Source organism: Falsiroseomonas sp. RANM36 (assembly GCF_056682175.1).
Genome location: NZ_JBWXTD010000001.1, coordinates 84,549 through 100,112, shown reverse-complemented (window position 1 = coordinate 100,112; position 15,564 = coordinate 84,549). Strand labels below are relative to the sequence as shown.

Below are 15,564 nucleotides of genomic sequence, written 5' to 3'. Positions count from 1 at the left end.
CCGGCCGACATGCCCCCGGGCTACGGCCCCCCGAGCGGGGCGGGCGGGCGGCCGCGCGGCGATTCCGCCGCCGGGGCCGCGGCGCGCGCCGCGGGGGCGGTGATCATGGGCAAGACCGTGACCACCGAGTTCGCCACCCGCCATCCGGGTGCCACCGCCAATCCGCGCAATCTCGGGCATACGCCCGGCGGGTCCTCCTCCGGCTCGGCGGCCGCGGTCGCGGACTGCATGCTGCCGCTCGCCTTCGGCACCCAGACGGCGGGCTCGATCGTGCGGCCGGCGGCCTATTGCGGCGTGGTCGGCTACAAGCCGACCTATGGCGCGCTGCACCGCGCGGGCATGAAGGTGATGAGCGAGAGCCTCGACACCATCGGCGTCATGGCCCGCTCCGTCGCAGATTGCGCGTTGGCGATGGCCGCGATGACCGGCCGGACCCTGGGCGACCCGGAGGCGAAGCCGGACCGCGCGCCGCGCCTCGGCCTGACGCTTGGCCAGGAGCCGGGGAAGGCGGCGCCGGAGACGGTGGCGCTGCTGCAGCGCGTGGCCGACCAGGCGCGCAAGGCCGGCGCGGAGGTGGTGGAGTTCGCCCTGCCGCCCGAACTGCTGAAGGCCGCGGAGACGCATCCGGCGCTGATGAACATGGAGACGGCGCAGTCCCTCGCCTGGGAGCTGAACGAGGCGCGGGCGCAGCTCTCGGAGGTGCTGGTCGAGAAGCTGGACTGGGCGCGGGGCCTGCCGATGTCGGCCTTCCGCGAGGCGCGGCTGGCGCAATCCGCCGCGAAGCTCGCCTTCCCCCGCGCGACCGAGGGCCTGGATGCGCTGCTGACGCCGAGCGCGCCGGGCGAGGCGCCGGAGGGCCTGGGCTGGACCGGCGACCCGGCCTTCAACCTGCTGTGGACGACGCTGTGGGGGCCGAACGTGACGGTGCCCGCCGGCACCGGTCCGAAAGGGCTGCCGATGGGCGTGCAGCTGGTGGGCCGCATCGGCGAGGATGCCGCGGTGCTGGGCTGGGCGCGGTGGCTGCAGGCGGCGATGGGGTAGGGGGGGCGGATCAGGCCGCGGCGCGCGCGCTCTGGCCGAGCGCATCGCGGAAATAGGCGTCGGTCGAGACGCAGTAGTCGCGGAACAGCCGCGCGGCCCGCTCGATCGGCTCCCCGTCCGGCAGCGTGGCGGGCGGCGTGCCGTTGCGCAGGCGCTGGAAGGTTTCCTCGTACATCGCCATGGTCTGGAGCGTCTTGCGGCTGTTGCGCGCCGCGACGCCATGCGCCATCCGCCCGCCGAAGCCGGCCTCGCGTTCCGGTGCCGAGAAGAACCGCCAGGACTTCGCGGCGAAGAGCTTGTAGTGCGCGGCGACCACCTCGAACCCGAGCTCGTCGCCCTGCGCGTCGAGGTCGAGGAGGTTCGGCAGCAGCGCCCGGATCGCATCGAGCTCGGCGATCAGCGCGAGCGCCGGGGAGGGCTTGGCGGCGACGTCCATGGCACGGCTCCTGATCGGAAACGATCAAGAACTGACCGCAAATACTGCCCAAGTCACGTCAAGTTTCGTCGGCGTTTGTTCGATCCGTCGCCGTCCGGAGCCGCCCTACCGCTTGCCCGCGTATTCCGGCAGCGCCTTCAGCGCGTCCGTGGTGTCGAAGTCGCGCAGCACCGCGTCGTTCGCCATCTCCACCTCGACCAGCCGGTCCGCATGCTTCGCGGCCAGGTGCCGCGCACCGATGTCGCCGCTGATGGCCAGCATCTCGGGCAGGAACTCGCGGGCCCAGAGCATCGGGTTGCCCTGCTTGCCGCGATAGGTCGGCTGGACCAGGGCGCGGCCTTCCTCGGGGTCGAAGGCGGCGATCAGGCGGTCCAGCATCTCGCCGCTCACCAGCGGCATGTCGCCGAGGCAGATCAGCACGCCCTCGGCCTCCGGCGGCACGGCGCGCAGCCCGGCCTTGAGCGAGGCGGAGAGACCCTCGGCATAATCCTCGGCATGGGCGAGCAGCACGGCGCGCCCGGCCAGCGCCTCCTCCACGCGCTCGCGCTCATGGCCGGTCACGACGATCACCGGCCGCGCGCGGGAGGCCAGCACGTTGTCCACGACGCGGGCGATGATCGGCACGCCCTTGTTGTCGGGCACCAGCAGCTTGTTCAGCGGCGCCATGCGGCGGGAGCGGCCGGCGGCCAGCACCAGCGCGCAGACCTGGCGCGCGCGGCGCGGCGCGATGGGGGAGACGGGCGTGCGCGGGGCTTCCGCGCGCGGCAGCGGGCGCTGCTCGATCTCCTTCAGCAGCCCGCCGACGCCCATGCCCATGATGTGCTTCGCCGTCACCCGCTCGCCGGCGAAGAGGCGCTGCAGCACCCAGTCGAAGCCGTTGAGCTTCGGGCGGCGCGCGCCGCCGGGCAGCACCAGGGCCGGCACGTCGCCCAGCCGGCCGAGGCAGATCAGGTTGCCGGGGTCCACCGGCATGCCGAAATGCTCGATCGCGCCGCCGGCGCGCACGATCGCGACGGGGCCGACATCGCGCCGGTCCACCACGGCGGAGGCGCCTGCGATCAGCAGCAGCTGCGCGCCCGCCTTGCGGAGCCTGGTAAGCGCGTCGGCGACCGCCGCGTCCTCGTGCCGCACGCGTTCCACCGGCAGCATGGTTCCGAGCAGCGCCTCGACGCGGGCGGTGGTCGCCTCCACCGCGCCTTCCATCACGCTTTCCTTCACGCCGGGCAACTCGGTGAGCACCAGCCCGACCGAGAGCGGGCGGAAGGGCCGCACGGCGAAGGTCGAGCGGCCGCGCAGCATCGCCTCGATCACCGAGAGCACGGTGCCGGGTACGGCGAAGGGGATGATCTTGATGGTCGCCAGCATCTCCTTCGCGCCGACCACGCTGCGGTCGGGCAGGGTGGCGACGGTGACGCTCTCATCCACCTGGTTCAGCCGGTCGATCAGCGCCGCGTCCACCGTGAAGAGGCCGGCGCTTTCCGCGAACAGGTTGACCCGCCCGGTGGAGGCGCGGGAGCGCGCGAGCAGGGGGGCCATCAGCGCATTGGCGATGCGGTCCGCGGCCTCGTCCTCCGGCACGTCGCCGGCCTCGAGCCGCGCGGCGATCACCTCGCGGCGGCCGGCTTCCTTCAGCGCGGCGAGTGCGGCCTCGTCCAGCACGGTGCCCTTCTTCAGCACCTTGCCCGGCAGGCGGACGGTGTGGGCAAGGACGGCGCCGCGCGCCTCGTCGAGCGGGGTGGGGCCGAAGATCATGATTGCGCTTTCATCTTCGGCCCGCCCCTGCGTGCTGAAACGACCTGGGCGAGGATGGAGACCGCGATCTCGGGCGCCGTCACGGCGCCGATGTCGAGGCCGACGGGCGCATGGATGCGGGCGATCTCGGCCTCCGTCAGCCCTGCCTCGGTCAGCCGCGCGACGCGTTTGGCATGGGTGCGGCGGCTGCCGAGGGAGCCGATGTAGAAGGCCGGGCTCTTGAGCGCGACCTCCAGCGCGGGATCGTCGAGCTTCGGGTCATGCGTCAGCGTGACGACCGCCGTGCGCACATCCGGCGCGAGCGCCGCCATCGCCTCGTCGGGCCAGTCGGTGGAGATCGTCACGCGATCGCCCATCCGCTCCTCGGTGGCGAAGGCGCGGCGCGGGTCCACGACCGTGACGGCGAAGCCGAGCGGCAGCGCCATCGGCACCAGCGCCTGCGCGATGTGCACGGCGCCCACCACGATCAGGCGCAGCGGCGGGTTCTGCACATCCACGAACCACTGCGCGTTGCCGACCGTGACGGTGCGGGAGGCGTCGTCATGCAGCGCCGCCTGCGCGGCCTCCGCCAGGTCCGGCGGCGTCGCATCCTCGGGGAACAGCAGCTGCGCGCCGTCCGGCAGCCGGGTGAGCAGCGCGACGGGGCGCTTGGCGGCGCGCGCCGCACGCAGGCGCTGGAGCAGGTCGGGCGTCATCCGAGCTTCTCGACAAAAACCTTCAGCTTGCCGCCGCAGGCGAGGCCCACTTCCCAGGCGCGCTCGTCGCTGATGCCGAAATCGAGAAGCTGCGGCGTGCCGCTCGCCATGGTCTGCTTCGCCACATCGGCGACCGCGCCCTCGATGCAGCCGCCGGAGACGCTGCCGGCGATCCGGCCCGACTGCGTCACGGCCAGGCGCGATCCGGCCGGGCGGGGGGAGGAGCCCCAGGTCTCCACCACCGTCGCCAGCGCGACGGTCTCGCCCTGGTCGAGCCACTCGGCGGCGACGCCGAGGATGTCCTCCGAGTCCGATGCCGTCATGCGGAAAACTCCCTCCCGCGCCCCGCCTGCCGATCCGACAGTGCCGCCACCAGCTCGCGCAGGCTGGCGAGATTATGCACCGGGCGGAATTCGTCCACATGCGGCAGCATCGCACGGATGCCCTGCGATTTGGGTTGGAAGCCGGCGTAGCGCAACAAGGGATTGAGCCAGACCAGCCGCCGGCAGGATTTTCGGAGCCGCTCGGTCGCGTCCGCCAGACCCTTCGCGCCTTCGCGATCGAGCCCGTCGGTGATCAGCAGCACCACCGCGCCCTGGCCCAGCACGCGCCGCGCCCAGAGCCGGTTGAAGTTCTCGAGCGATTCGCCGATGCGCGTGCCGCCCGACCAGTCGGGCACGTTGTGCGCCACCATCTCGAAGGCGGCCTCGGGATCGCGGTGGCGCAGCTGGCGCGTGACATTGGTCAGCCGCGTGCCGAACAGGAAGCTGTGCACGCGGTCGCGATCGTTCGTCACCGCATGGATGAAGTGCAGCAGGATCTGCGCGTAGCGCGACATCGAGCCCGAGATGTCGCAGAGCACCACCAGCGGCGGCGTGCGCGTCACGCGCCGGCGCCGCGCGATGTCCAGGATCTCGCCGCCGGTGCGCAGGCTCTCGCGCACGGTCAGGCGCAGATCGGCGTGGGTGCCGCTGCGGGAGGCGCGGAAGCGGCGCGTCGGGCGCGCATCCAGCGGCAGTACCAGCTTGCGGATCTCGTCTTTCGCCGCGGCGATCTCCTCGGCCGACATCGCCTCGAAATCCATCGCCTGCAGCCGCTCGCGGTCGCTGACGGTGAAGGTGACGTCGAGTTGTTCCTCGGGTTTCGGCTCCTGCGGGGGCGGCTGGTCCTTGCGGTCGCCGCGCATGGCTTCGGCGAGGCGTCGCGACGCCGGAGACGGCTTCGGCGGCTCCTTGAAGCCGTCGAGCATGGCCATCGCGGCGGCGTGCTTCCCGGCCTCGGGATCGCGCCAGAACAGGCCGAAGGCGTGGTCGAACAGCAGGAAGTGCTCGTGCCGGTGGACCATGGTGGCGCGCAGCGCGGCCTGCACCTGCGCCTTCTCCCCGAGGTCCACCGCCTCCAGCGCCGCGGCGCCGGAAAGGATCTCCGAAGGTCCGACAGGCAGCCCCGCGCGGCGCAGCAGGCGGCCGAAGGAGACGAGGTTCGCGGCCAGCGCGCCGCCGGCATCGGTCGAAGGCAGCTGCAGCGCCGCCTTCGGCGGGATCATGGGGTTGCGGCCTTCGCGTCCGCCACCAGCCGCGCCGCCTCGGCGCCGCGGATCTTGGCGATGTCGTCCTGGTATTTCAGCAGCGCGCCGAGCGTCTCGTCCACCAGCGCCGGCTCGAGCTCCCGCGCGTCCAGCGCGGCCCGCGCGCGGGCCCAATCGATCGTCTCGGCCACGCCGGGGGGCTTGAAGGTGTCGCCCTGGCGCACGGCCTGGACGAAGGCGACCACCTGGGCGGAGAGCCGGTCCCCCACGCCCGGCGCGCGCAGCTTCAGGATCGCGCGTTCCCGCGCGGCATCCGGATAGTCCACCCAGTGATAGAGGCAGCGGCGGCGGATCGCGTCATGCACCTCCCGCGTGCGGTTCGAGGTGATGACCACCACCGGCGGCACGGCGGCCTTCACCGTGCCGAATTCGGGGATGGAGATCTGAAAGTCCGCAAGGATCTCCAGCAGGAAGGCCTCGAAGGGCTCGTCGGCGCGGTCGAGCTCGTCGATCAGCAGCACCGCCGGCTCGCCTTCCAGCGCATCCAGCAGCGGGCGGGACTGCAGGTAGCGGCGGTCGTAGATGCCCCGCTCCAGCGCCGCCCGGTCGCCCGCCTCGCCGGAGGCCTCCGCCAGGCGGATCGCCATTAGCTGGCGCGCGTGGTTCCACTCATAGGCGGCCGAGGCCAGGTCCATGCCGTCGTAGCATTGCAGCCGCACCAGGCGGCGCGGCAGCTCCGCCGCCAGGACCTTCGCGATCTCGGTCTTGCCGGTGCCGGGCTCGCCCTCGAGGAACAGCGGGCGGCCCATGCGCAGCGCCAGGTGGACCGTGGTGGCGAGCTGGCGGTCCGCCACATAGCCACCGGCGGCCAGAAGCTGCCGGGTCTCCTCGACCGAGGCCGGGACCATGCCCCTCAGCCCGCCGCGAAGAGCAGCAGCAGCACCACCAGCATCGCGCCCAGGCCGAACCAGACCTGGACCGGCAGGCCCATGAACTCGAAGGCCAGCAGCCGGCTGACCTGGCCCTGGCGGGGCCGGGGCCCCCCGCGGCGGGGGGGGGGGGGGGGGGGGGGGGGGGCCGCGGGCGCCGCGCCCCCGGGGGGGGGGGGCGGGGCCACCTGCGCGGCGAAGCGGTCGAAGAACTGGTCGGCCATGGACTTGGCGGTGCTGTCGATCAGCCGCGCGCCGAGCTGGGCCATCTTGCCGCCGACCTGCGCCTTCACGTTGTAGCGCAGGACGGTCTCGGCCGGCCCGACCGCCTCCAGCGCGACATCGGCGCCGCCCTTGGCGAAGCCCATCGCGCCGCCCTGGCCCTCGCCCGAGATGGTGTAGGACTCGGGCGGGTTGATGTTCGACAGCGTCACCTTGCCGCCGAAGCGGGCGGACATCGGGCCGAGCTTCACCGCCACCTTGGCCTGGAACTGGTCGTCCCCGATGCGCTCCACGCTCTCGCAGCCCGGGATCGCGGCCTGCAGGACGGCGGGATCGTTGAGCGCCTCCCAGACGCGCTCGCGGGGGGCTGCGATGCGCCGCTCGCCGGTCATCTCCATCGTATTCGGTCCCTCGATCAGGTCGGGGCGCTAATTACGTGCTGTGGCGCCGCGGGGAAAGGGCAGGTGCCGCGCCATCGTGACCTTCCGGCCCGGACGGGCTAAGCCCGCAACCGGGGCAGGGGTCTGTCGGAGCGGGTTGGATGCGGTTTCGGGGACGGCGCGCGAGGGGCGGACTGCTGGGCGGGCTGTTGGCCGCCGGGGCGGCGATGCTGCCGGGCAGTGCCTCGGCGGCGGGGATTTCCGGGTCGGAGCTGTCGCTGCTCTGGGCCATTCCCTTCGTCGGGATCCTGCTTTCCATCGCCCTGATGCCGCTTTTCGCGGCGCATCTCTGGCATCACCACTACGGCAAGATCGCCGCCGCCTGGGCGGCGCTGCTGCTGGTGCCGCTGGCCTCGGCGCATGGGCTGGGCGCGGCCTGGTACGAATTCGCCCATGTGATGGTGCTGGAATACGTGCCCTTCATCGCGCTGCTGCTGGCATTGTATACGGCCGGTGGCGGGGTGCTGCTGAAGGGCTCGCTGGTCGGCACGCCCACCACCAACACCGCGCTGCTGGCGGTCGGGACGGTGCTGGCCAGCCTGATGGGCACGACGGGTGCCGCGATGCTGCTGATCCGCCCGGTGATGCGCGCCAACGCCTTCCGCCGGCAGAAGACGCACACCTTCGTGTTCTTCATCTTCCTGGTGGCCAATATCGGCGGCAGCCTGACGCCGGTGGGCGACCCGCCGCTCTATCTCGGCTTCCTGCGCGGCGTGTCCTTCTTCTGGCCGACCACCCACCTTTTCGGCGAGTTCCTGTTCTGCGCCGTGGTCCTGCTGGCCATCTACTGGCTGCTCGATACCTGGGCCTGGACGCGAGAGCGGCCGGTGGTGCCGGATGCCGGGCCGAAGGAGAAGCTCGGCATCGAGGGCTGGCTGAATGTCTGGCTGGTGGTGGCGATCGTCGCGGTGGTGATCGCGATGGGCTATGTGCGGCTCGGCCACATGTACGTGCTGGGCCAGCGCATGGAGGTCGAGCGTGTCGCCGGCATCCTGCTGTTCCTGGCGATCACGGCCGTCTCGGTGCGGTTCACCTCGCAGGCGCTGCGGGAGGCGAACGGCTTCGCCTGGGGCGCCATCCTGGAGGTGGCGAAGCTCTTCGCGGCGATCTTCATCTGCATGGCGCCGGTGCTGGCGATCCTGCGCGCGGGCATGGACGGCGCGGCGGCGCCGCTGGTCGCGCTGACCTCGGGCGCGGATGGGCAGCCGATCCCCTGGGTCTATTTCTGGCTGACCGGCGCGCTGAGCTCCTTCCTGGACAATGCGCCGACCTACATCGTGTTCTTCGAGCTGGCCGGCGGCGATCCGGCGAAGCTGATGGCCGAGGGCGCGCTGGTGCTGGCCGCGATCTCCTGCGGCGCGGTGTTCATGGGCGCCAACAGCTACATCGGCAACGCGCCGAACTTCATGGTGAAGGCGATCGTGGAGGAGAACGGCGTGCGGATGCCGAGCTTCTTCGGCTATTGCGGCTGGGCGGCGGTGTTCCTGCTGCCGCTCTTCGTGGTGGTGACGTTCCTGTTCTTCTGAGGCACGTTCTTCTGAGGAAGGCGAAAATCATGCCCTATGTGATCGGTGCCGACCTGCCCGACGCCCCGGCCGGCCAGCGCTTCCGCGCCCTGCTCGACCGGCCGCAGATCCTCGAGATGCCGGGTGCGCATCTCGGCATCGCGGCGCTGCTGGCGAAGAAGGCGGGCTTCCCGGCGCTCTACATGTCGGGTGCGGCGATGTCGGCCACGATGGGGCTGCCGGACCTCGGCATGATCACGGTGGACGATGTGTGCTGGTACATCCGCCAGGTGGTGCGCGCCGCCGCCCTGCCGGTGCTGGTGGATGGCGACACCGGCTATGGCGAGGCGCTGAACGTGATGCACATGGTCCGCGCCTTCGAGGAGGCGGGCGCCGGCGCGGTGCATCTGGAGGACCAGCTGCTGCCGAAGAAGTGCGGCCACCTGAACGACAAGAAGCTGGCCGATGCGCGGGACATGGCGGCGAAGGTGGCCGCGGCGCGCAAGGCAAGGCGGCATCTGTACATCATCGCCCGCACCGACGCGGCGGCGAGCGAGGGGATGGACGGCGCGGTGGCGCGCGCGAAGCTCTACCTGGAGGCTGGCGCCGACGCGATCTTCCCCGAGGCGCTGACCAGCCGCGAGATGTTCGCCGAATTCGCCAGGCGCATGCCGGGCGTGAAGCTGCTCGCCAACATGACGGAGTTCGGCCGCACGCCCTTCCTGACCGCGAAGGAGTTCGAGGCGCTCGGCTACGCCATGGTGATCTGGCCCGTCAGTCATCTGCGCGTGGCGAACCGCGCGATGGAGGAACTCTACGCCACGATCCGCGAGACCGGCGGGACGATGGCCGCGCTCGATCGCATGCAGACCCGCGCCCAGCTCTACGAGACGATCGGCTACCACGAATACGAGGCGCTGGATGCGAGCCTGGTGAAGACGGTCGTGCCCGAGGGCATGCCGCAGGGCTGACCATCACCGCCTGTGGGCGGACGCACGACGAAGAAAAAGAGGACCGGGACGATGTCGGAACAGCAATTGCCTGCCGTCGCGCAGAAGGCGCCCTTCGCCGTCGAGGTGACGGAGGGCAAGACCTACTGGTGGTGCGCCTGCGGCCTGTCGAAGAAGCAGCCCTTCTGCGACGGCAGCCACAAGGGCAGCGGCCTTTCCCCCGTCTCCTGGACGGCGGAGAAGGACGGCAAGGCTTGGTTCTGCGGCTGCAAGCAGACCGGCAAGTCGCCGATGTGCGACGGCTCGCACAAGGCGCTGTAGCGCGCGTCAGCGGGCGAGAAGCCCTTCCTCGGCGAGGAAGCCGCCGACCAGGCGCGCGAATTCGGCCGGAGCATCCTGCGTCAGCCGGTGATTGGCGCCGGTCAGCGTCGCGAAGCGCGCCTGCGGGATGTTCCTCCGCGCGGTGCGCATCGCCTCGGCGTCGATCACGGTGCAATGCTCGCCGTGGAACAGCAGCGTCGGCTGGCGCACGCGGATGCGCGGCCAGAGATCCTCGGTCAGCGCGCGCTGCGTCGCGACGATGGAGGGCGTGTGGTAGCGCCAGCGCAGCCGGCCGTCGGGGTCGCTGCGCAGCGCGGTGTCGAGCCAGTGCGCCGCGACGGCGTCGGACCAATCGGTGCGGAAGGGCGTCTCGGCCAGCGCCTCCTCGCGCGTGGCGAAGCCGCGGTCGTGGCGTTCCACCTGCTGCAGGAACAGCTCGAACACATCGGCGCGCAGCGACACGGCGGCATCGCCCGCGGCCAGCGCCACCACGCGGTCCGGCAGGCGCGTCGCCAGCAGCAGCGCCAGCGTCGCGCCGGTGGCCTGGCCGATGACGCAAAACTCCTCCCAGCCGAGCGCGTCGCAAAGGTCCTCGATGTCGTCGAGATGGTCGTCGAGGTCGGCGGCGGCGGGCAGGTCGGCGCTTTCGCCGAGGCCGCGATAATCCGGCACGCAGACCGGGTTGGCCGGATCGAGCGCGGCCAGCACGAAGTCGAAGATTCTCCGGGTTGTGCGATTGGCGGTCAGGAACAGCAGCGGCATGCCGGTGCCGTCCCGATACGTGAAGGCGAGGTCGGCGCCGGTCGAGAGCCGGATGCGCCGCATCGCCCAGCCTGCGTCGAGCGGGGCGCGCAGGGCCAGGCCGTCGAAGGCGCGGCCGGGCAGGGCGTCGGTCTTGCTGTCCATGGCGCGGGGCCTCCCGCGCTTCAGGCTACAGGGCGCCGCGCGCCTTGCGCAACGCGGCCTGGGCCATCGCGTCCAGCGCGTTGAGGAAGCGGGAGCGGTCGGCCTGCGCCATCGGCGGCGGGCCGCCGCCCATGCCCATCTCCCGCAGATGGCGCGACAGCTCGCGCCCGGCCAGCGCCGAGCCGATGTTGTTCTCCGTCCAGGGATGGCCCTTGTAGGAGAGGCAGAAGGCGCCCTTGGCGATGCAGCGCGCCGCCAGCGGGATGTCGTTGGTCAGGCAGATGTCGGTCGGCGTCGCCTCGTCCGCGATCCAGTCATCGGCCTTGTCTGCGCCTTCGCTGACCACGACGATGCGCGTGTTGCCGCCGGGCGGGCGCATCGGCCGCGCGCCGTTGGAGACGAAGATTGTTTCCAGTCCCAGCCGTCCGGCAACGCGGAGAATTTCGTCGCGCACGGGGCAGGCGTCGGCGTCCACGATCAGGCGCGGCGTGGTCATCGCGGCGCCGCCGGCAGCTCCACAGCATAGCTCTCAACTGCCGGCACGCTGCGGATCAGGCGGCGATCGGCCAGCAGGCGGGCCATGCGCTCGTAGCGGTTGCGGTCGAGGGCAGCGGGGTTCAGCGCGAAGCGGGTGATGGTGCTGGTCCAGGCGCGGCGGTTCAGCTCGTTGTCGAGCTCCCGCCGCGGGCCGGCGATGAACATGCGCCAGGACTCCTCGGGGTTGTTCACGAGGAAGGTCGTGGCGGCCTCGGTCGCGTCCATGAAGCGGCGCAGCACCGGGTCGCGCGCACGGTCGCGATGCGCGATGTAGATCAGCTCGTCATAGATCGGCAGGCCGTGCTGCTCGGGGAAGAAGGCGCGGCCGGGGCGGCCTTCGATGTCGAGCTGGTGCAGTTCGAAGTTGCGGTAGCCGCCGACGATCGCATCCACCTGGCCCGACATCAGCGCCGAGGACAGGGCGAAATTCACGTTGATCAGCCGCACATCCGTCAGGCGCAGCCCGGCGCTTTCCAGCATGGTGCCGACGATCACCTCCTCGAAGCCCGCCACGGAATAGCCGATGCGCTTGCCGCGGAGATCGGCGAGCGTGCGGATCGGCCCATCGCGCAGCACGGTCAGCGTCGCCAGAGGCGTCGCGACCAGCGTGCCGACGCGCGCGAGCGGCAGCCCCTGGTCCACCGCGAGATGGAGGTTCATCTGGTAGAACACGCCGATGTCGCCGCGCTTCGCCGCGATCAGCCGCGGCGGATCGTTCGGGTCGGCGGGCGCGACGATGCGCACGGCAAGCCCCGCGCGCTCGAAGAAGCCCGCTTCCTGCGCGACGATGATCGGCGCGTGGTCAGGATTCACGAACCAGTCGAGCAGCAGCGTCAACTCGGTGCGCTGATTCCCCGTCCCTTGGGCCCGCGCCAGCGCGGGAAGGGCGAGGAGAGGCAGCGCGAAGGCGGCGCGGCGGGTGATCATCGTGGTGCGTCCATCAGTTGGTCGGGTTGCCAGGGAATGGCCCGGCGCAGCAGCCGGTCCATGCAGAACCAGAGCGCCAGCGCCATCAGCGCCAGCACGAGCAGGGCGGCGAACATCACATCCGTCTGGCTGCGCCCATTGGCGTGCAGCATCATGTAGCCGAGGCCCGCACTCGCCCCGACCCATTCGCCGACCACCGCGCCGATCGGCGCGACGGCGGCGGCGACGCGCAGGCCGGAGGCGAGCGCGGGCAGCGCGGCGGGCACGCGCAGCCGCCAGAGCACCGCGGCGGGCGTGGCGCCCATCGTCGCGGCCAGGTCGAGCCAGCCGGGCTCGGTGCGGCGCAGCCCGTCATAGAAGGCGCTGGCGACGGGGAAGAAGATGATCAGCGTCGCCATCGCGACCTTGCTCGCCATGCCGAAGCCGAACCACAGCGTCAGCAGCGGCGCGATGGCGAAGACCGGGATCGCCTGGGAGGCGAGCAGCAGCGGCAGGAGCCAGCGCCGCCCGCCGCGCCAGGCGGCGAGCGTCAGCGCCGCGGCGCAGCCGAGCAGCGTGCCGAACGCCAGGCCGAGCAGGATCTCCGCCCCCGTCACCAGCGCGTGCTGCGCCAGGATGTCCCAGCGCGCGGCCAGCGCCTCCGCCACGCGCCAGGGCGAGGGCAGCAGGAAGGGCGGCACCTGCGTGATCCAGACGAAGCCGTGCCAGAGGGCGATCAGTCCGGCGGCGGCACCAGCCCCGCCCACGCCGCTCCCGCCCGCCGGCCCCCCCGCGCCCCCGGGCCGCCCCGCTGGGGGGCGGCGCGGGGGGGGGGCGGCGGCGCGCCGGCGGGCACCGGCACCTCCACCGGCACCGCCGGGCTGCCGGACAGCACTAGGATGCTGTTTGCCAGCCGCAGCGCCTCCAGCGGGTCATGCGTCACCAGCAGCACCGTGCGCCCCGCCAGCAGCCGCGCCGCAAGGTCCTGGAGCCGGTGGCGGGTTGGCGCGTCCACGGCGCTGAAGGGCTCGTCCATCAGCACGACGGGCCGATCCTCCATCAGCGTGCGGGCGAGGGCGACGCGCTGTCGCATCCCGCCCGAGAGCTGCGCCGGCATTTTTCGGGCGTCATCCGGCGATAGGCCGACCTGGTCCAGCAGCGCGCGCGCCCGCGCCACATCAGGTTTTTCACCCCGGAGACCGGCGCCGATCGTCACGTTGCCGAGCGCGTCGCGCCACGGCACCAGCAAATCCTGCTGCGCCATCCAGGCGATGCGTCCCGCGAGCGGCGCCCCATCCTCGGCCGCGACCGCGCCTGGCATTGGCAGCAGCCCCGCGACCAGGCGCAGCAGCGTGGACTTGCCTGATCCCGAGGGGCCCAGCAGCGCGGTCACGCGCCCGCCCGGCACCTCCACCCGGCAGGCGCCGAGCACGGGAACACCGCCGAGTTCGAGCCCGGACGGCAGAACAACGGAAAAGCCCGGTGCGGGCGCAGCCACGACGGACACCGTTCCCTTCGCCGGCATGACCCGGATCAGGTTCGTGGGGTCGCGGTCGCCCGCCTCTCAGCCCCCGATGGGCTCCCCCCGATGTGTGACGGGTTCCTTGCGGCAAAGCCGGCCGGCTTGCAAGAGCCGCCGGGCGTGGCATGTCGGGGGCGTGACCCGTCCGATCCTCATCGGCTCCGAGATCTATCGCGGCTCGACCTACGGGCCGAAGCACCCGCTCGCGATCCCGCGCGTCTCCACCACGCTCGACCTGATCCGCGCCATGGGGTGGGTGGACCCGGCGCAATACCGCGACAGCCCGCGCGCCACGCCGGACCAGCTCATGCGCTTCCACACGCCGGAGTACGTCGCGGCGCTCATGCGCACCGAGGCCGCGCAAGCCGTGACGGAAGCGGACCGCGCGCGGCACCACATCGGCGCGCATGGCAACCCGGTCTATCGCGAGGTGTTCCGGCGCCCCGCGACCGGCGCCGGCGGCGCGATCCTGGCCGCGGAACTCACGCGCGAGGGCGGCGTGGTGCATGTGCCCGGCGCCGGCACGCATCACGGCATGGCCGACCGCGCCTCCGGCTTCTGCTACCTGAACGACGTGGTGCTGGGCCTGACCGCGTGGCTCGACCAGGGGCTGCAAAGCATCCTCTACCTCGACATCGACGCGCATCACGGCGACGGCGTGGAACTCGCCTTCCACGACGATCCGCGCGTCTTCACCCTCTCGATCCACGAGGCGAACCGCTGGCCGCATACCGGCCGCGCCGAGGACCGCGCCGGCGGCCATGCGCGCAACCTGCCGGTGCCGGACGGCTTCAACGACAGCGAGATGGACTGGCTGCTGCGCCATGCCGTGCTGCCGCTGATCCGCCACCTCCGCCCGCAGGCGATTTTCCTGCAGTGCGGCGCGGATGCGGTGGAGGAGGATCCGCTGTCGCGGCTTGCGCTGTCCAACGCGGCGCATCGCGCGGTGGTCGCGGCGGTGATGCCGTTGGCGCCCAGGCTGATCGTCAGCGGCGGCGGGGGCTATAATCCCTGGTCGGTGGCGCGCTGCTGGGCTGGCGTCTGGGCCACGCTGAACCGCCTGCCGATCCCGCCGCGCCTGCCGCCGGCGGCGGAAGAGGTTCTCCGCGGCCTGTCCTGGTCGCGCGCCGCCGGGCGCAACCCGCCGGAGCTGTGGTTCACCACCATCGCCGACACGCCGCGCCCCGGCCCGGTGCGGCAGGAGATCCGCGCCCTGGCCGCCGTTACCCTTCGTGACCTTCCTGAGCCGGCCGGCGCCGTGCCATCCTCCGCCGCATGACCTTCCGCCGCCCGCTCCTCACCTCCGTCGCCGCGCTGATCGCCGCCGCCAACGCCCCTGGCGCCTCCGCCCAACCCGGCGTGGACCGCCCCCAGCCGCGCCTGCCGACGGAGCGCATGGTGATCGCCACGCGCGACGGCAGGCGCCTCGACTTCACCGTTGAGATGGCGCTGACGCCCGACCAGCAGACGGTCGGGCTGATGTTCCGCACCGAGGTGAAGCCGGACGAGGGCATGATCTTCGACTGGGGCCAGCCGCGCGAGAGCAGCATGTGGATGCGCAACACCCTCGTGCCGCTCGACATGGTGTTCATCGCGGCCGATGGCCGCATCCACCGCATCGCGGAGCGCACCGTGCCGTTGAGCCTGACGCCCGTGGACAGCCGCGGCCCGGTCCGCGCCACCCTCGAACTGCAGGGCGGCATCACCGAGAAGCTGGACATCCGCGTCGGCGACCGGGTGCTGCACCGGATGTTCGGCGCCGCGCCCTGACGCTTGCCGCCTTCCGGCGCTTTCCCAGGGCGGCTTCGCCGCATGCGCATGCGGCGATACCGCCCAGTCCGTTTGCCTTGACGCATTTTCCGAGTCGCCAAGCG

The 15,564-nt window shown here is 72.0% G+C and carries 18 protein-coding genes and 1 riboswitch; of the genes, 6 read left to right on the top strand and 12 right to left on the bottom strand.

Features of this window, described 5'->3' with window-relative positions:
- Positions 1–1,041, top strand: a 1,041-nt coding sequence (locus tag AC1MIR_RS00470; RefSeq protein WP_480026223.1) for an amidase, incomplete at its 5' end; no start/stop codon positions are given.
- A gap of 10 nt (positions 1,042–1,051) precedes the next feature.
- On the opposite strand, the gene AC1MIR_RS00465 is transcribed toward AC1MIR_RS00470, so the two are convergent.
- From AC1MIR_RS00465 to AC1MIR_RS00435, 7 genes are all read right to left on the bottom strand, one after another.
- Positions 1,052–1,477 carry a hypothetical protein gene (locus tag AC1MIR_RS00465; protein WP_480026222.1) on the bottom strand — a complete coding sequence of 142 codons (426 nt, stop codon included), beginning with the start codon at positions 1,475–1,477 and terminating at the stop codon, positions 1,052–1,054.
- A 105-nt stretch (positions 1,478–1,582) separates the two neighbouring features.
- On the bottom strand, positions 1,583–3,229 hold the full coding sequence (locus AC1MIR_RS00460) for an NTP transferase domain-containing protein (RefSeq protein ID WP_480026221.1): 1,647 nt from the start codon (positions 3,227–3,229) through the stop codon (positions 1,583–1,585).
- Positions 3,226–3,924 carry an XdhC family protein gene (locus AC1MIR_RS00455; protein WP_480026220.1) on the bottom strand — a complete coding sequence of 233 codons (699 nt, stop codon included), beginning with the start codon at positions 3,922–3,924 and terminating at the stop codon, positions 3,226–3,228. The genes AC1MIR_RS00460 and AC1MIR_RS00455 overlap by 4 nt, the downstream gene beginning before the upstream one ends.
- Entirely contained in the window at positions 3,921–4,247 is a 327-nt protein-coding gene (locus AC1MIR_RS00450) for an XdhC family protein (RefSeq protein WP_480026219.1), read from the bottom strand. Before AC1MIR_RS00450 ends, AC1MIR_RS00455 begins: the two co-directional genes overlap by 4 nt.
- On the bottom strand, positions 4,244–5,470 hold the full coding sequence (locus AC1MIR_RS00445; RefSeq protein ID WP_480026218.1) for a vWA domain-containing protein: 1,227 nt from the start codon (positions 5,468–5,470) through the stop codon (positions 4,244–4,246). Before AC1MIR_RS00445 ends, AC1MIR_RS00450 begins: the two co-directional genes overlap by 4 nt.
- Positions 5,467–6,360: an AAA family ATPase gene (locus AC1MIR_RS00440; RefSeq protein ID WP_480026217.1), complete on the bottom strand. Its 894-nt coding sequence runs from the start codon at positions 6,358–6,360 to the stop codon at positions 5,467–5,469. Before AC1MIR_RS00440 ends, AC1MIR_RS00445 begins: the two co-directional genes overlap by 4 nt.
- A gap of 5 nt (positions 6,361–6,365) precedes the next feature.
- Positions 6,366–7,001, bottom strand: coding sequence for an SRPBCC family protein (locus tag AC1MIR_RS00435; RefSeq protein WP_480026216.1), 636 nt, complete (start codon positions 6,999–7,001; stop codon positions 6,366–6,368).
- Between the two features lie 191 nt (positions 7,002–7,192).
- Here AC1MIR_RS00435 and AC1MIR_RS00430 point away from each other — a divergent pair, with 191 nt between their 5' ends.
- The 3 genes from AC1MIR_RS00430 to AC1MIR_RS00420 are packed head-to-tail and all read left to right on the top strand — an operon-like array spanning position 7,193 to position 9,819.
- Complete coding sequence (locus tag AC1MIR_RS00430) at positions 7,193–8,569, top strand: sodium:proton antiporter (RefSeq protein ID WP_480026215.1); 1,377 nt, start codon at positions 7,193–7,195, stop codon at positions 8,567–8,569.
- Positions 8,570–8,598: 29 nt separating this feature from the next.
- Positions 8,599–9,519 carry a methylisocitrate lyase gene (gene prpB, locus AC1MIR_RS00425; RefSeq protein ID WP_480026214.1) on the top strand — a complete coding sequence of 307 codons (921 nt, stop codon included), beginning with the start codon at positions 8,599–8,601 and terminating at the stop codon, positions 9,517–9,519.
- A gap of 51 nt (positions 9,520–9,570) precedes the next feature.
- Positions 9,571–9,819 carry a CDGSH iron-sulfur domain-containing protein gene (locus AC1MIR_RS00420; RefSeq protein ID WP_480026213.1) on the top strand — a complete coding sequence of 83 codons (249 nt, stop codon included), beginning with the start codon at positions 9,571–9,573 and terminating at the stop codon, positions 9,817–9,819.
- Positions 9,820–9,825: 6 nt separating this feature from the next.
- Here AC1MIR_RS00420 and AC1MIR_RS00415 read toward each other — a convergent pair whose 3' ends face one another.
- The 5 genes from AC1MIR_RS00415 to AC1MIR_RS00395 all read right to left on the bottom strand — a co-directional run bounded on the left by AC1MIR_RS00415 (position 9,826) and on the right by AC1MIR_RS00395 (position 13,666).
- Entirely contained in the window at positions 9,826–10,725 is a 900-nt protein-coding gene (locus tag AC1MIR_RS00415) for an alpha/beta fold hydrolase (RefSeq protein WP_480026212.1), read from the bottom strand.
- Between the two features lie 25 nt (positions 10,726–10,750).
- Positions 10,751–11,221 carry a YaiI/YqxD family protein gene (locus AC1MIR_RS00410; RefSeq protein WP_480026211.1) on the bottom strand — a complete coding sequence of 157 codons (471 nt, stop codon included), beginning with the start codon at positions 11,219–11,221 and terminating at the stop codon, positions 10,751–10,753.
- The gene (locus AC1MIR_RS00405; RefSeq protein ID WP_480026210.1) at positions 11,218–12,189 is read right to left on the bottom strand and encodes an ABC transporter substrate-binding protein; all 972 of its coding nucleotides are present in this window, start codon (positions 12,187–12,189) and stop codon (positions 11,218–11,220) included. Before AC1MIR_RS00405 ends, AC1MIR_RS00410 begins: the two co-directional genes overlap by 4 nt.
- Positions 12,186–12,935: an ABC transporter permease gene (locus AC1MIR_RS00400; protein WP_480026209.1), complete on the bottom strand. Its 750-nt coding sequence runs from the start codon at positions 12,933–12,935 to the stop codon at positions 12,186–12,188. The genes AC1MIR_RS00405 and AC1MIR_RS00400 overlap by 4 nt, the downstream gene beginning before the upstream one ends.
- Positions 12,905–13,666: an ABC transporter ATP-binding protein gene (locus tag AC1MIR_RS00395; RefSeq protein WP_480026208.1), complete on the bottom strand. Its 762-nt coding sequence runs from the start codon at positions 13,664–13,666 to the stop codon at positions 12,905–12,907. Before AC1MIR_RS00395 ends, AC1MIR_RS00400 begins: the two co-directional genes overlap by 31 nt.
- A riboswitch (TPP riboswitch) is annotated at positions 13,661–13,764 on the bottom strand. (Overlaps the previous gene by 6 nt.)
- A 62-nt stretch (positions 13,765–13,826) precedes the next feature.
- Between AC1MIR_RS00395 and AC1MIR_RS00390 the strand changes: the two genes are divergently transcribed.
- Together AC1MIR_RS00390 and AC1MIR_RS00385 are read left to right on the top strand one after the other, a co-directional pair.
- Positions 13,827–14,969, top strand: a complete 1,143-nt coding sequence (locus tag AC1MIR_RS00390; RefSeq protein ID WP_480026207.1) for an acetoin utilization protein AcuC — start codon at positions 13,827–13,829, stop codon at positions 14,967–14,969.
- Positions 14,966–15,460, top strand: coding sequence for a DUF192 domain-containing protein (locus AC1MIR_RS00385; protein WP_480026206.1), 495 nt, complete (start codon positions 14,966–14,968; stop codon positions 15,458–15,460). The genes AC1MIR_RS00390 and AC1MIR_RS00385 overlap by 4 nt, the downstream gene beginning before the upstream one ends.
- The last annotated feature ends 104 nt before the right edge of the window (positions 15,461–15,564 follow it).